The following is a 14,206-nucleotide window of genomic DNA, read 5'->3' as shown; positions in this document are numbered from 1 at the left end:
TATATTACCACAATTCGGAAACCCTGTCTTGATTATAGAAAATTTGAAATCATGCGCAGCTTACTATCCATAACGGTTACTGCTGCTCCTCCCATTTGCTAAGAATGGAAGCTATAATTTCCTCTTTGGTTTCCTTCGTAAATCCGTTCCGCAGCTCTGTGATAAATTCAATAAATAGCAAGGATAAAAGCTCATTCAATTCCATATCCAGGGGATGATCATACTTCCAATCCAAATCAGAGAAAAGCACTTCAATACGATTAACTTCCCTTTGATGCAGTTTTACGTTGAGGGTCAGGTAGTCTCCCCCCTCTGTGTTATTGCTCTTATTTGAAAGGCTCCATTGGAATTTGGACGCTGCTTTGGAGTTTGGCAAATTCGGTTTATTCACTGTGGCCAGGACATTCTTGTAGGTTTCTCTCAAATTCAAAACGTAATCGTACATATCCTTCCCTTGACGGACGTGATCAAGAAAGTTATCAAATAAAAGCTTCACGAGAAAAGTCTTGTTCATTCCATGAATGTTTTCATTGGTCGTGTAGATGATATCTTCTATAAAAACATCTGCCCGGTTAAAATAATCACGAGGCGCACGAACTTTAATCGTATGGTACAAATCAGATGTATCCTTCTTGGTAAACAAACCTGCCCATGTTTTTAAAGTAAGCATACTACGCTCCCCCTTTTCTTCTCTACTACTATTATTCCAAATCTATTAAACATATGATAATAAAATTGAATTAGAAACATGCTCCGCTAAAAGCACAAAAACCACAGGTGCCACCCGTTAATGGGTGGTCTGTGGTTCAAAAAGAAAACGGCTCTTTATAGTCCTTAGGATGAAAAATTACCGGACTTTCGTTCGTCCTGCCAATGGCAATTACAGCGTGGTTCACATCTTCACGATAAGTTTTCAGTGCATTCTTGACCGTAGCAGCGGCGAGAGCACCATCGACAACTATGCAAAAGATGTTCATCGTCTTATTGCCGATATCGCCCCCGTCCACATGTCCAAGCCCTTTCCACCCGAGAACTTGATCGAGCATCCGCTCAACCCGCTGTCTTTTGACTAAATCGGCCTTGCTGCCTTTTCCCTTGATTTTATATTGAACGATGACCGTGTCATGATGCTCTGCCGGAATCTCTACGTAGCCGCCTGCTCTCGCTTTCTTCAGCAACGTCTCCAACAATTCGACTTCTTCCATCTGCCCATCCCATTCCGCGTATTCCGTTTTACCGTTCCGGCCAGATACTCCACTGTGAATGACGGCCCTCCGATTGTCCGGCTCCAGCCAGGCTTCGAAATAAAGGATGGTTCTTTGATCCTGTTCCTTTCCCTTTTCCTTTTTGTACAATTTGATCAATTAGGTCCCCCCATGTTTTCAAAATAGTACCGAAGTTCTGCATCCACTAAGAACGTCCTCCAATATGACGTCCGTATTCTTTTCTCATATTTTTCGTATAGAACTCCACAATGTTGCCTTCAGTATCTTTGAAATATAAGTTACTTCCTTCGTGGTTTTCCTTTACAGACACCAATAGATCAATGTCCATGGATTTCATCAGGGAAACTGTACCTTCAAATAATTCGGGTTTGATATATAAGGCAAAATGAACATGGATCCCACCCTCATCATATAGCCCATTTTTCCACTCACTAATAGGGGATTGCCTCGTTTTCAGTTGCTCTTCAGAAAAATTTCTTGGTAGCCACAATCCGAGCCTAGTGTTTCCACCGACGTATAACCAAGTAGCCCAAACACTTCCTGCACCACTCGTATCAAATTGCCCATTATTGTAACTCCACTGATCCACAATGGGGAATCCCAATTTATCAGACCAGAAGCTGACCGCTCTCTCCATGGATTGTACCTCTAACACCAACTCGGATACACCTTCAACCTGTAATTTCATGTTTTCAACTTCTCCCTATAGAAACACTATTATTATACTACCATAAATTAGGCAGAACAAAAGCCAATACCCTGGTCTCCCGTTGCATTGGCTTTAAGCTGCAATTCTGTTGATACTGCTGCTCATTCCGTTTCGGCTCTAACTCGCAGCCCATTCTTTTATCATTCTAACCAGTTCCTTCATCTGCAGCTTTATAGAAATCGGATCATTCCCCCAGAACAAATCAGGGTCGAGCTGGAACACACTATTGTTCTTTACTGCGTCAAGCGACTCCATACGCCTTCATTGTTTCCCCACACCTCGGAAATCATCTCACCCTGATCGAGAAAAATGTAATCGCCTGCATAATGGCCAACTACTTCATAAGAAATTTGCTTAAAGGACACCTTACCGATCATTTCCTGCTTTTGCTTATCCGGTGGAGTAAGCTGCAAGTGCTGATAGATCGCCTCGCCGCCACGGTAACCGCCATCCCCATAAATATAGAGGCTCTTGTCCACTACAAAAACACCCATTAATGCAAAAGTATCCTCCGGCTTGATAACGCCTTGAAGCTGCTCACGTGCCGCTTTCGCTTCCTCATCGAATTCCGCCAGCCACTGTTCGGCTTCGTTATTCTTACCAAGCGTTTCTCCGAGGAAAAGGGTAAGCTCCTTCATGCTGCTAAAGTAATTGTAGGGAATGGCCAGCGTCGGTGCAATTTTCTCAATCAGGCTCTGAGCGCTGCAGCATAATGAACTGCCCTTCCCCCACCCTGTAGGCCGTATCAATGGATCGCATTACGACGGCTCCTATCGGAACGATCATAACCGGGAATTGAAGGGCCAAGGCAATTGGGCTTAGCGTTCCCTGATCGGCTAACAGGCGTGCATCCTTCAGTTCATAGATAATCGTATTCATGATGACTTACATAAGGTATTAAGGAATAATTTAATTGAAAACAATTATCACTGTCAAATTTCCTTCTTTATCGTATTTAACATGTAGGCAGCAAACTCCGATAGCTGAAGCGGTTCCACCTTGTTATGTCCGATCGCCCCGTTATATTCATTCAAATAACTCTGAACCAGGTCCCGGTATTGTATCGGCAAATGAGTTATGCCCCACTCTCCTCCTTCTCTTTTTGAGCTTAATTTCCCTTCCCTTATATACAAAAGCACTCTGCACAAATTTAGGGTTACATATATCGGGTTACTAATAATCTCCTTGGGTGCACCTTCTACATCGTGAAGAATGGAAGCAAGATAGTATCGTCTCTCAATCGGCGGGTAGAGCTCTGCCAATGGTTTTCCATATAAAGTAATTCCTCTGTGATAGGCTATGGTGATTTGAGATGCCAGATCCCTATCCTTATCCCCCCCGCATACATAATGATCATCTGTACGATATTTCTCACGGTGATAATCCGAATAATGAAGCTCAAAGGGTGTTGGGTAATCAAACAAAGCAAGATTCTCATCCAAAATCACACTAAACTCAAGTCCGTTCGTCATTCCTTCGTGTAAAACTAGAACATCACGCACGATCCGTTTAATACCTGTTCTTGACAATTTCCTTTTGACAACTACTAGTAAGTCTATGTCACTCCTTGACGGATTGAAACAGCCCATAGCCAAAGAGCCGTGCAAGTAGATTCCTGACAGATTCTCTTTAAGCTCCTCTACAAATAAAGCTGTAAATGTATCCAAGTGCCTCTTAACCTGAGTATCCAAGACTCATTCCCCCTAATGGCTACTATACAATCTTAGTTTCCTATACAATCTTAGTTCCCAATCCAAACAGTTTCCTATACCATCTAATCTACTTCGCTATGCAGTTAAGAGCAAGGAATATTGCGCACTTGCACAAACCTTTTGGGAGGATGTTGACTCAGATATGGAGGCCGTTATATGATTAGCGTGCTAATTCACTCCTACGAGCTGCAAGCGGATAACAACTACGTAAGGGATGATAGCAAATTAAACGTTCCAAGAGATGTACGGAGGGAATTTATTGTGAAGGAAACATCAAGTTCAGGAGTAACACAACAGGTCATATCTATTGATAAAAAGAAGAGACTAGTCATCATGATATCACTGCTGGTGGGTACTTTCTTTGCCATTATGAATGAAACACTGCTTAACATAGCGCTTCCGGAGCTCACCGTAGAGCTTGCCGTGCCTGCGACTACACTGCAATGGTTGTCGGCAAGCTATCTGCTCGTGATCGGTGTCCTTGTCCCGGCATCTGCGCTTATTATTCAATGGTTTACAACACGCCAGCTGTTTTTGTGCGCGCTGTTGTTGTTCGGAATTGGGACTTTAATCTGTGCACTTGCCCCCGGTTTCCCGGTAATGATGGTAGGACGGATATTCCAGGCGGTTGCTGCCGGTCTTATGCTGCCTGTTCTCATCAATACCATAGTGGTGCTATACCCGCCTGAGGAACGCGGTGCAGCGATGGGAATGGTCGGGCTGATCATCATGTTCGCCCCAACGCTTGGTCCTGCCTTATCAGGACTTATTCTTGATACATTAAGCTGGCGTTGGCTGTTTCTGATCGTGCTCCCTTTTATTGTGATTTCTTTTTTCGTCGCTTATCGTTATCTGGTGAACGTATCTGAAATTACACGCCCCAAAATCGATTTGCTTTCTATACTGCTATCAACAATCGGATTCGGCGGCATAGTATTTGGCTTCAGCACTGCGGGTGAAGGACATGGTGGCTGGACAAGCCCTATGGTTTATTTTTCGCTTGGAATCGGTTCGCTCTCCCTGCTTCTGTTCGTGCTGCGTCAGCTTCGTTCAAAGGAGCCCATGCTTGATATGCGCACTTTCCGTTTCCCTATGTTCACCATTACAGCTATCATGATGGTCATTCTTATGATGACGTTATTTTCAAGCATGCTGCTGCTGCCTTTTCTACTGAAGGGGGCACTCGGACTGACGGCTCTGACCACAGGATTAATCCTGCTGCCTGGAGGTTTGCTGAATGGATTGCTGTCGCCGCTTACTGGTAAGTGGTTCGACAAGTACGGACCACGCGTGCTTATTATTCCCGGTGCCGCGCTGCTCACCGTTGTCATTTGGCTGTTCACCCGCATCACGCTCGATACTTCTGTCACATTCATCGTTATTCTTTACATCCTGCTCATGGGATCACTGGCCTTTATATTCACGCCTGTGTACACGAATGGATTAAACGCATTGCCGGAGCGCTACTATTCCCATGGAAATGCTATACTGACTACCTTCGAGCAAGTGTCAGGAGCAATTGGCGTAGCGTTGTTCATCAGCCTTATGTCTTCAGGAGAACGCAGCTATCTTGTAAAATCACTTAATCCAGAGGCTGCAGGCGAGAAGGCACAAGCACTGTTATCTGGTGTCAACGCCTCATTCACAGTAGGACTTGGCTTTGCCGCCCTTACCCTGATCCTTACATTGTTCACAAAAAAGGCAATTGCGCCAGAGGAGCTGCCTGCAGAGAGCTCCACAGAAAGCTTATCCAAGCCGCTGTAATTAGTCTTGATGCACGAAAACCGCTGAACTGCCGGGAATGCTTCCGGCAGTTCAGCGGTTTTTTTACGTTATGGTGGGACTTACCAGTGATTCGTAACTCTCTAAAGTAGTTCATACTCATAATATGCAGTTGGATATTGTTCAAATAATATTTGTTCCCCAACCTTTTTAAACCCGTTCATTTCATAAAAACCACAAAGCTGAGGACGATCAGCGGCGCAATCCAATCTTACATATTTCTTGTGATTCTTTTTGGCCAAAGATTTAGCCTCATCTAACATTTCGCTGGATAACCCTTTCTTTGCGAATTCTCTGCGTACTGCAAGCTTGTGCAAGAAGAGTGACTCGTTCGTTCTGACATTAGGCCAATAAAGGGAATCTTCTTCCTGAAGAATCATCGTTGCCACAGCTGCGCTCTCCAAAAAGCCAAGATAAATCTCCTTCATTTTGTAGCTGTCACGAAGCTTTTGAACGGATACTTGGTCGCTTTTCCACATTTCCTCTCCTTTATTTTTCAACCAAAGCGCTGTCTCATTAAGAATCGAGGATACTTCCTCCAGCTCTGCTTCTGTTATTTTGCGGATGGTCATGGGCTTCCGTTGTGAATTTGAAATCATCATTACCGCCCTTCTCTTTTAGCAACAAGAATAAGCTTAGCCCTCCTCCAATTCATTCATAATCTCCATTTTGCTTAAAGGTAAAGCATCCCAAATTTGCACTTCAATATATCTCTCCGGTCCATTAATTCCTTCTGAATTCCACGCTTGCGGCAGCCCGAATTCGTTGATTACATTGTAAATTTCATCAAGCGTATAGATCTGGCCTCGGTAAGGCTTACCATCCTGATATCTCATCGTAGGGAATAAATCTCCGTAAGTAAAACTAACGCTGTCCGGTTCAAATTCCTTCATCGCTATTCTCAGTTTTCTGCCATTTGGATACCAATCCAATAGCCATGGGCACTCCCCCAGCGTCATGTAATGAGGAAAACTTCGGACTGGCCTTCCGCCTTTCAATATGAATAGTTCTCTTGCCTTTAGTTCAAGATTGCGCCGAATTTCAAGGTAATCATCAGCACGTTTACTTGCGAATCCTCTTTGCTGAAGCCGAATATCCTGCAGCACTCGTTCCGATTCTTCTGCATCCAGCTCCGATAAATTACAAAAAGGCCCCGTTGCTGCATCATAATAATGATAAAAAAAATCTTTCATTCGTGCTCCCGTCTCCAACTAATTCTCTTTCTTCTCCTTACTTTATTTTACAGTTCGTTACGTTTTCTGTCCATTCATCTCCTAGAAGCATACGTCCATAAATTTATTGTTGCAACCTCAACCTAACGCTGTTAGGTTCCAAGCCGACGATCAAATGAGTTAAGTATTGTTCATACCGCTTCTTGGGATATATAGAAAGGGACGCTTCCGTCTGGGAGCGCCCCTTTTCCATATAAGGTATAGTGAACTTTAGAATCTAATCCGGGTGTTCATCCAATCACCGCTGGACCCGGGATAATATCTTAACTCAGAATATCGGCTTATTTTTTGTACAAATCTTTTGACAGCCATTCATCAATGTTAACGTCGTTCTTGATCAATTTTTGATCTAATAGAAATAGTCTGCCATTATCGAATGCTTCCAGGCCTTCTGCAGGGAATGGATTTTTCTGAAATAATGTGAATGGATAGGATTTCTTTACCACATCCAGATCATACCCCGAAGTGCCTGCGAAATAAACGTAAAAATCCTCAAGCTTGCTGTTGGCATCATCGTAAGCCTTTTGACGGGCTTCGTTCCATTTTGCGGCAAAATCCGGATGCTTTTCCAAAAATGGAGTGGCTGCAACGGTAACTGTGGTACCGGCCAGTCCCTGATGGTTGGCTGCTTCATCGATTGAAACCAAGCCTTTGGCTATAAACTGCGGTCCGGCGCCAACAGGTGCTGCATAGGCAGCGATATCGCCGTGGGATAAGGCTGCTTCTGCATCTTTGGGGGCCAGATTCACGATTTTGACGCTATCGAGGATTCCTGCTTCTTTTAAAACACCGATAACATATCTTTCCATGTAGGTGCCTCTGGCAACACCGACCGTTTTGTCCTTTAGCTCAGCTATTGTTTTGGGGCCATTCTTGTCGGCAAGCAGCCATACATTCGTTCCTACCTGGCGCAAAGTGATGATCGTTGTCTTCACTCCTGATGCTTTGCCAGTGATTGCAGGTACATCTCCATACAAGGCAACGTCAATATCTCCGGAAATGATCGCCTGATTAATATCGGGACCGCTGTTGAAGGCAACCAGTTTCACCTCTGTAACACCCAGAGGCTTTAATTCTTCCTCCAGAATACCCGCGTGGAGTCCCCAGCTTTCAATGCCGATAGGCGCTTTGCCATCCCCGCTTGTGTAAGCGACACGGACGATATAGGGATCCGCCGATTTAGCGGGCTCTGTTGCGGCTGGTGCTGTAGACTTCGGCGAAGCGGCTGGCGGTGCCGAAGATTCTGCTTTGGGCTCAGTTTTACCGCAAGCGGCAGCTAATACTGCGATCATGAGTATAAGCAGCAATTGAAAAACAATACGATTCGATTTCATGATATGGATTTCCTCCTGGTAGTTGGTTTCTTGTGGTTAGCTATAAATTCAAGCAAATATGTCAACCGTGAAGCAATTCGTTTATAATGTAGTTTTTCTCTTGCAGTGTTCCAGGCTTTCTTCCAATCCCCCAGCCAGCTATCTTCCGATAGCTGCCGATCAGCCCTAGTTCCAGCAGATCAGCTTCAACTGCACCGGTCAGCTTATCCGGATGAGGGGCTACATAAAGGGCATCGACAGGACAATACAATTCACACATGAAGCAGGTTTGGCACTCATCCTGGCGGGCAATGACGGGAGGTGCGTCCGGTACGCTGGAAAAGACATCCGTCGGACACACCTTCACACATAAATTACACTGAATACATGTATCCTCGTTTAGCAGCTCGATCATTTTGACACCTCCTTTGCAGACAGAGGCTGCAGAGGTTGTCTTTCCGGACGCACATAGAGCTCATCAAGACCTCCGCTGACTAGGCGGAAACCTTGCTTTGCATCCGCTACAGGAAAGTCGGTACGCTTATGCATGCCTCTTGTTTCAGTACGCTGCAGGGCGCTCGCATACATCCATCTCGCGGTAGCGAGCATCGAGACCACTTCCCGGGCCCGAAGAGAGTCAGCTTCTCCCGGCTGAAGATGAAGCCGCACAGCAGACCAGATTTCATGCAGCTTCTTCAGAGAGGCGCGAAGCGAATGCTCCGTACGGAACAGGTTCTTGTCATAAGGATATACCTCAGCTTGTACCTGTCTAAGTATATCGGTAACGTCCAGATCCTTTCTTTCCCTTTCCGCCGCCCGGATTCCAGCCTCACCGGCTCCCCGCAGACTGCGTGAAGAGGCTTTATCCTCAATCTTGAGGGCATACCCTGCTGCCGATTCCCCCGCCCAAAATCCGGATGAGGTAGCCCATGCTGCGTTATGACTGCCTCCTCCAGTAAAGCCTCCGCAAATCAGCTCCCGGGTCGCAGCATCTCCAGCAGCATAAAGTCCTTGAACGGATGTAGCACAGCTGTCGTCAATAATCCGGATGCCTCCCGTACCCCGAACAGTCCCTTCCAATCGCAACGTTATCTGAAAGGGCTGTGTAAATGGATCGATACCGGATCTGTCTAGCGGTAAAAAGAAGTTCGGATTGGAAGCGCGCATCCACCCCTTCATCTCTTCCGTCGCTTTGTCCAGCTTGGCATATACGGGCTCATTCAATAGTACCCTTGCAATTTCTGAACGTCCCCGCAAGGAACCCGCCTTTTCGATAAGGCTTCCATCCTGTTTGTAAAAAGAGGCCCAGTTGTAGAAAGCTGTCTTCGTTACACTGCCGAAGGCTGCTGAAATTGCATAAGCGTTGGAGAATTCCATACCAGACATTTCTCCCCCGGCTTCCGCAGCCATGAGGTAGCCATCTCCAGTCAGCACGTTACAACCCAGCGCTTTACTGAGGAACGCGCAGCCTCCAGTAGCGATCACTACTGCGCCTGAACGGACGATCCAGTGCTGCCCTCCCTGCTGACGCAATATGCCTGTTGCCCCTCCAACTCCGTGTTCGTCGATTAACAGCTGCAGCGCGGGACTGTGGTCAAGTATCCGGACACCGGCCTTTTTAACCTGCTTTCGCATCAGCCGCATATATTCGGGTCCATTCAGCGAGCCCCGATACGCATTTCCCTTGTCGTCGAACGGGAACGGAAATCCCCATTCAGCGATTTGATTGACATTCGCATAGGTTTGCTCCAATACCCGGTGCATCCACGGTCTCTCGGCCAGGAACCCTCCCATGGCCTCCCGGCTCTCCATCGCAGCTGTTCTCGATTCCGGATTAGGAGGTATATACCAGATTCCTGTACCGGAAGGCGCAGTTGCCCCGCTTGTGCCGCAGTAGCCTTTGTCAACAAGGACCACCTTCGCCCCATCCCTGGCAGCTTTCCATGCTGCCCATGCGCCGGCAGGACCTCCTCCGATGACAAGCACATCTGTCTCCAGCTTTAGACTGCAGCCCGCAGCAATCTTTTCGTAGCTATCCCCATTCGTATTCATGTTGTCCTCCAATCTGGCCGTTTTTTTCGGCCTAACCCGGCATTTTCCTCACGGCCAGTCGCCGCTGTCGAAGATACCCTGTAGAAAAAAACTAATATCAGAACAATGTTGTTAAAAACTGCAGTAAAGGCACAGCCAAAGCTGCCAGCACTAAGGCCGGAAGCATACTCGCTACACGAATACGGACAATGTCAAGCATATTAAAGCTAATGGCCATAATCATTACACCGCCAACAGCTGTAATTTCATTTGTGACCGCAAGCAGGGTCATTTCATCGATGACCGAGGAAGCAAGTGAGGCAGCTGCTGCAATCGCTCCTTCATATATAAACACGGACAGAGCAGACAGGATAACCCCGATTCCCAGAGTGGAAGCAAAAAGTATGGAGGCAAAGCCATCCAGCACTGCTTTGGAATACAGAATGCCATGGTCCTGACGCAAACCGCTGTCAAGTGCTCCCAGTATGGACATGGACCCTATACAAAAGAGCATCGTGGCATAAATAAAACCTTCGGACACTTTCCACTTCCCAAACCGGAGCACCGCTTTTTCCAAGCGTGCTCCCGCACGCTCCAATCGATGTTCGATCCCAAGCAATTCCCCAACAACGCCCCCCAATACCAGACTCGTTAACAAAATAAGCAGGTTGCCAGTTTTAAGACTCATCGAAGCGCCAAGAGCCAGCAGCGCCAACGAGAGTCCTTGAAGGACCGTTTTCTTGATCTGATCGTTCATTTTAGGCAGAAGTAAACCAAGTATACTTCCTATGATGATAGCTCCTGCATTAATGAATGTTCCCCATAATGCCAAATATGCTCGCCTCTTTATTTTCTGAGTTGTATACTAGATGGAATATTGCAAGTCAGCAGACCTCTTTGTCTTTTTTGTCAACAGCCTTTCCAGGATTAATTTCTCGAAATGGGCGAATCCGCTATCCTTCTCTCTCGGTCTGGGTAGTGTAATGCGCACATCCAGGCCAATGATGCCATTCTCGATCACGATAACCCGATCGGCAAGAGCAACGGCTTCACTTACATCATGTGTAACCAGCATGACTGTAAATTGCTGCTCCATCCATATATCCTCAAGGAGCTGCTGCATTTCAATGCGGGTCAGTGCATCGAGCGCCCCCAGTGGCTCATCCAGCAGCAGCAATTGCGGGCTGCCTACGAGTGCCCGGGCCAGAGCAACCCGCTGGCGTTGGCCTCCGGAAAGCATGGAGGGCCAAACGTCTGCCTTCTCTTCAAGCCCAACCTGCTGAAGGGTCTCGAGTGCAGGCTGCCTGGATTTAGATGCGGAGCCGATTTGAACATTATCGATAACCTTTTTCCAAGGAAGCAATCGTGAGTCTTGAAACAACACACGCGTTGTTTTCTGAATACCTGCAACCTGCCTGGAATCTACTCGTATAGATCCTGATGAGGTCTTATCCAGCCCGGCAACCAGTCTCAACAAGGTACTTTTTCCACACCCGCTTTTGCCAACTATGGCAATAAACTCCCCGGCCCCTGCGTTCAGACTAATATTTGATAAAACCGGAGAGGACTGAAATTTCTTTTCGACATTTTCGATTTGCAGCTTTACGCCACCAGCCTTATTACCCATCCATTAGCTCCTTTCTTCAAATTTGACTCGAGTAATTAGGATTCCATTTGAGCCATCTTCTCTCCATCCATTTAGCGATTAAATCAGACATCTTACCCAATAGGGCATATAAGATAATACTAAGAACGACGATATCCATATGGGTGAATTCTCTGGCGTTAGACGCCATATAGCCGATGCCTGAATCTACGGCTATTGTCTCTGCAACAATAAGTGTCATCCACATAATTCCAAGAGCAAATCGGATGCCGACCAGAATGCTTGAAAGCGCTCCGGGCAAGATCACCTTGGCAAATAGAGATAGGCCATTCAAACCATATACTTTACCCATTTCGATCAATCCCGGATCAACAGATCGGATTCCGTGAAGGGTGTTGATATAAATAGGGAAAGCTACCCCAAAAGCAACAAGAAACAGTTTCGAGGTTTCACCTATGCCGAGCCAGGTAATCACCAGCGGGATCATGGCCAAGTGGGGAACTGTGCGCAGCATCTGCACGGTGCTGTCGATATATCTCTCTGCCGTAGAAAATAGGCCATTTAACAGCCCCAGCAAAAATGCGATAGTGCCGCCAATCAGAAATCCGAAAAAAGCCCTTTTTGTGCTGGCCAGCACATTTTCAACCAATGAACCATCCTTAATTGTCTCAATAAAAGCTTTAATGACTTCTAGCGGTGTCGGTAATATTCGGTCTGACAAATAGCCTAATTCCCCCGTAACTTGCCATAATAGTAAGATAAACAAGGGAATAACCCAAGGCTGCCAGGCATGAATTTTTTTTTGTCGATGTATGTTCTGTCTTTCTGCCATTTTGTTCTCTCCACATCTCCTTTTTATGTTTTGCTATAAACAAAAAAAGACACACTCTAGATACATAGTCTTTCCATGCATCTCCAGTGGTCTGGTTGATACTTCCGCCATCATGTCGTAATTCATTTTCGTTATTCATTTGCTCTATGATATTGCTCAATCTATGAATAATGAAAGATATACTCGCCATATTAAACCTACTATTCCCACCTGTCAAGTGTAATTTAAATTTTTGTCGTTTAAAATTCCACCTATCATCCTGCAATTCTTTATGAAAACGTTGAAATGAACTTGATAGTATGTCTATTTTCCTCTTTATTTTGAATCCTCCCAATGCAAAAAACAGCCGAACTCAGTGAAAACTTAGTAAAAAGGATGAGTTAGAGATCACCAAACGTGATCCTACTCATCCTTTTTTAACAGGTTAATAATAGTCAAATTCCGTTATTTTCAAAAACGTTATATCCATTTTTTAGTAGTACTTCAATTGCATCATTCATGTTTGGTTCTTCATCAAAGTTGATGTAAAGTTGTCCATTATATCCTTCACGACTTTCTAAAATTCCAATATTCCTAATGTTAATGTTGTTTTCCCCTAACAATGATGCAACTTTTCCGATTATGCCTGGGACATCGGGTATATCAATGAAGACTTCAAACTTAGAAGGTATCGCCCCCCTAGGTTTGCTTACCAATTTAGATCTCCAATTCCTTGTCCGATCAAAAAAGTTCCAAATATCTTCTTGATTCTCTCTCTCAATTTTTCCAGCTAATTTTCCCAGTCGATTGATCCAGTCGTGCAATAGTGCCACAATGGCGTCCTGATTAGAAAAAGTAACATCAGTCCACAGCTTGGGATCTCCAGAGGCTATGCGTGTTACATCCCGGAAACCTCCTGCCGCTAATATTGAATATAATGGATCTGTTTCTTCAAGTTCTGCTACTTGATCCACTAGGTTAGCCGCTATGATATGTGGGATATGACTTATGGCAGCTACAACCTTATCGTGTTTATCAGGTGACATGACCACAGGCCTTGCCCCAATTTTCTTGAGACCCATTATAAAATGATTAATAGTACTCTCTGGGACGATCTCTGTTGGTGTTATTACATAAACAGCGTTCTCAAATAATCTAGCACTGGAGTACCTAATTCCTGATTTCTCAGATCCAGCCATCGGGTGACCCCCAATAAAATAGGTCCCATTAGAAAGACATTTTTTTGCAGCATCCACAATGACACGCTTTGTCCCTCCTACATCAGTTATAATACAACCTTTTTTAAGGTTCATATTATTCAATACTGACAGCATATCAATGGTTACCTTTACTGGCGTACAAAGAAATATTAGATCGCAATCAGAAACTTTTTCTTCATGAAATTCTTTATAACCTTCGTCCAGAATTCCTTCACTCATTCCATATGTAAGAGAATCTTCGTCCAAATCAATGCCAATTACGAATGAAGCCACTTCTCTCTGTTTGAGAGTAAGAGCTAACGATCCTCCAATGAGTCCACAACCCACAATACATACCTTTTTGAAATGCATTCAGCCCAATATCCCTTCTTGCATGATTTAATTGAATTAGTAAGTTCCCACATGTTCTTACTAGGAAATAATTCGAAAATATTTGTGGGAGATGGAATTATTGCCATGAAGGTTTCCTAATATCTTTTGGTAACATTATATCTGAATTCAAGAGTTTCGCCAAATAATGGAATATTAATCTTTGTACCGTAATTCTCCGTTTGTTCAACCGGA

General features: G+C 45.0%; 17 protein-coding genes. 1 reads left to right on the top strand and 16 read right to left on the bottom strand.

Annotated elements, in window-relative coordinates; genetic code table 11:
- Positions 1-76 precede the first annotated feature (76 nt).
- From J2Z66_RS29080 to J2Z66_RS29050, 7 genes are all read right to left on the bottom strand, one after another.
- On the bottom strand, positions 77-670 hold the full coding sequence (locus J2Z66_RS29080) for a hypothetical protein (RefSeq protein ID WP_209976250.1): 594 nt from the start codon (positions 668-670) through the stop codon (positions 77-79).
- 136 nt (positions 671-806) lie between these two features.
- Positions 807-1,364: a hypothetical protein gene (locus J2Z66_RS29075; RefSeq protein WP_209976249.1), complete on the bottom strand. Its 558-nt coding sequence runs from the start codon at positions 1,362-1,364 to the stop codon at positions 807-809.
- Positions 1,365-1,410: 46 nt separating this feature from the next.
- Complete coding sequence (locus J2Z66_RS29070; RefSeq protein WP_209976248.1) at positions 1,411-1,914, bottom strand: VOC family protein; 504 nt, start codon at positions 1,912-1,914, stop codon at positions 1,411-1,413.
- Between the two features lie 138 nt (positions 1,915-2,052).
- Positions 2,053-2,190: a hypothetical protein gene (locus J2Z66_RS29065; protein ID WP_209976247.1), complete on the bottom strand. Its 138-nt coding sequence runs from the start codon at positions 2,188-2,190 to the stop codon at positions 2,053-2,055.
- A complete protein-coding gene (locus J2Z66_RS29060) occupies positions 2,169-2,573 on the bottom strand; it encodes an ABC transporter substrate-binding protein (protein ID WP_245375922.1) in 405 nt (134 codons plus the stop codon). The genes J2Z66_RS29065 and J2Z66_RS29060 overlap by 22 nt, the downstream gene beginning before the upstream one ends.
- A gap of 46 nt (positions 2,574-2,619) precedes the next feature.
- Entirely contained in the window at positions 2,620-2,814 is a 195-nt protein-coding gene (locus tag J2Z66_RS29055; RefSeq protein WP_209976243.1) for a hypothetical protein, read from the bottom strand.
- A 53-nt stretch (positions 2,815-2,867) separates the two neighbouring features.
- Positions 2,868-3,626: an aminoglycoside adenylyltransferase domain-containing protein gene (locus J2Z66_RS29050; RefSeq protein WP_245375921.1), complete on the bottom strand. Its 759-nt coding sequence runs from the start codon at positions 3,624-3,626 to the stop codon at positions 2,868-2,870.
- A gap of 354 nt (positions 3,627-3,980) precedes the next feature.
- Between J2Z66_RS29050 and J2Z66_RS29045 the strand changes: the two genes are divergently transcribed.
- Positions 3,981-5,411 (top strand): MDR family MFS transporter, encoded by a 1,431-nt coding sequence (locus J2Z66_RS29045; protein WP_209976331.1) that lies wholly within the window; start codon positions 3,981-3,983, stop codon positions 5,409-5,411.
- A gap of 101 nt (positions 5,412-5,512) precedes the next feature.
- Here J2Z66_RS29045 and J2Z66_RS29040 read toward each other — a convergent pair whose 3' ends face one another.
- From J2Z66_RS29040 to J2Z66_RS29000, 9 genes are all read right to left on the bottom strand, one after another.
- Positions 5,513-6,031: a GNAT family N-acetyltransferase gene (locus J2Z66_RS29040; protein ID WP_209976242.1), complete on the bottom strand. Its 519-nt coding sequence runs from the start codon at positions 6,029-6,031 to the stop codon at positions 5,513-5,515.
- A 33-nt stretch (positions 6,032-6,064) separates the two neighbouring features.
- Positions 6,065-6,622: a hypothetical protein gene (locus J2Z66_RS29035; RefSeq protein ID WP_209976241.1), complete on the bottom strand. Its 558-nt coding sequence runs from the start codon at positions 6,620-6,622 to the stop codon at positions 6,065-6,067.
- A gap of 320 nt (positions 6,623-6,942) precedes the next feature.
- Entirely contained in the window at positions 6,943-7,995 is a 1,053-nt protein-coding gene (locus tag J2Z66_RS29030) for an ABC transporter substrate-binding protein (RefSeq protein ID WP_209976239.1), read from the bottom strand.
- A 61-nt stretch (positions 7,996-8,056) separates the two neighbouring features.
- Positions 8,057-8,389 carry a 4Fe-4S dicluster domain-containing protein gene (locus J2Z66_RS29025; protein ID WP_209976237.1) on the bottom strand — a complete coding sequence of 111 codons (333 nt, stop codon included), beginning with the start codon at positions 8,387-8,389 and terminating at the stop codon, positions 8,057-8,059.
- A complete protein-coding gene (locus J2Z66_RS29020; protein ID WP_209976236.1) occupies positions 8,386-10,026 on the bottom strand; it encodes an FAD-dependent oxidoreductase in 1,641 nt (546 codons plus the stop codon). The genes J2Z66_RS29025 and J2Z66_RS29020 overlap by 4 nt, the downstream gene beginning before the upstream one ends.
- 97 nt (positions 10,027-10,123) lie before the next feature.
- Entirely contained in the window at positions 10,124-10,837 is a 714-nt protein-coding gene (locus J2Z66_RS29015) for a DUF554 domain-containing protein (RefSeq protein ID WP_209976235.1), read from the bottom strand.
- A 33-nt stretch (positions 10,838-10,870) separates the two neighbouring features.
- Positions 10,871-11,632: an ATP-binding cassette domain-containing protein gene (locus J2Z66_RS29010; RefSeq protein ID WP_209976233.1), complete on the bottom strand. Its 762-nt coding sequence runs from the start codon at positions 11,630-11,632 to the stop codon at positions 10,871-10,873.
- A 16-nt stretch (positions 11,633-11,648) separates the two neighbouring features.
- Positions 11,649-12,443: an ABC transporter permease subunit gene (locus J2Z66_RS29005; protein WP_209976231.1), complete on the bottom strand. Its 795-nt coding sequence runs from the start codon at positions 12,441-12,443 to the stop codon at positions 11,649-11,651.
- A 434-nt stretch (positions 12,444-12,877) separates the two neighbouring features.
- Entirely contained in the window at positions 12,878-13,993 is a 1,116-nt protein-coding gene (locus tag J2Z66_RS29000) for a prephenate dehydrogenase (RefSeq protein WP_209976230.1), read from the bottom strand.
- Positions 13,994-14,206: the final 213 nt, after the last annotated feature.

It is taken from the genome of Paenibacillus eucommiae (genome assembly GCF_017874215.1).
In the GTDB taxonomy this organism is placed as follows: Bacteria; Bacillota; Bacilli; order Paenibacillales; family NBRC-103111; genus Paenibacillus_AI; species Paenibacillus_AI eucommiae.
Note: the sequence above shows the minus strand (reverse complement) of the source record. Positions and strands in the feature narration are given on the sequence as shown.

Excerpts from the sequence above, each read along its gene's own strand:
- J2Z66_RS29080 (WP_209976250.1), bottom strand. The coding sequence starts at position 670 with ATGCTTACTTTAAAAACATGGGCAGGTTTGTTTACCAAGAAGGATACA.
- J2Z66_RS29070 (WP_209976248.1), bottom strand. The coding sequence starts at position 1,914 with ATGAAATTACAGGTTGAAGGTGTATCCGAGTTGGTGTTAGAGGTACAA.
- J2Z66_RS29065 (WP_209976247.1), bottom strand. The coding sequence starts at position 2,190 with ATGGAGTCGCTTGACGCAGTAAAGAACAATAGTGTGTTCCAGCTCGAC.
- J2Z66_RS29060 (WP_245375922.1), bottom strand. The coding sequence starts at position 2,573 with ATGAAGGAGCTTACCCTTTTCCTCGGAGAAACGCTTGGTAAGAATAAC.
- J2Z66_RS29055 (WP_209976243.1), bottom strand. The coding sequence starts at position 2,814 with ATGAATACGATTATCTATGAACTGAAGGATGCACGCCTGTTAGCCGAT.
- J2Z66_RS29045 (WP_209976331.1), top strand. The coding sequence starts at position 3,981 with ATGATATCACTGCTGGTGGGTACTTTCTTTGCCATTATGAATGAAACA.
- J2Z66_RS29040 (WP_209976242.1), bottom strand. The coding sequence starts at position 6,031 with ATGATGATTTCAAATTCACAACGGAAGCCCATGACCATCCGCAAAATA.
- J2Z66_RS29035 (WP_209976241.1), bottom strand. The coding sequence starts at position 6,622 with ATGAAAGATTTTTTTTATCATTATTATGATGCAGCAACGGGGCCTTTT.
- J2Z66_RS29030 (WP_209976239.1), bottom strand. The coding sequence starts at position 7,995 with ATGAAATCGAATCGTATTGTTTTTCAATTGCTGCTTATACTCATGATC.
- J2Z66_RS29025 (WP_209976237.1), bottom strand. The coding sequence starts at position 8,389 with ATGATCGAGCTGCTAAACGAGGATACATGTATTCAGTGTAATTTATGT.
- J2Z66_RS29020 (WP_209976236.1), bottom strand. The coding sequence starts at position 10,026 with ATGAATACGAATGGGGATAGCTACGAAAAGATTGCTGCGGGCTGCAGT.
- J2Z66_RS29010 (WP_209976233.1), bottom strand. The coding sequence starts at position 11,632 with ATGGGTAATAAGGCTGGTGGCGTAAAGCTGCAAATCGAAAATGTCGAA.
- J2Z66_RS29005 (WP_209976231.1), bottom strand. The coding sequence starts at position 12,443 with ATGGCAGAAAGACAGAACATACATCGACAAAAAAAAATTCATGCCTGG.
- J2Z66_RS29000 (WP_209976230.1), bottom strand. The coding sequence starts at position 13,993 with ATGCATTTCAAAAAGGTATGTATTGTGGGTTGTGGACTCATTGGAGGA.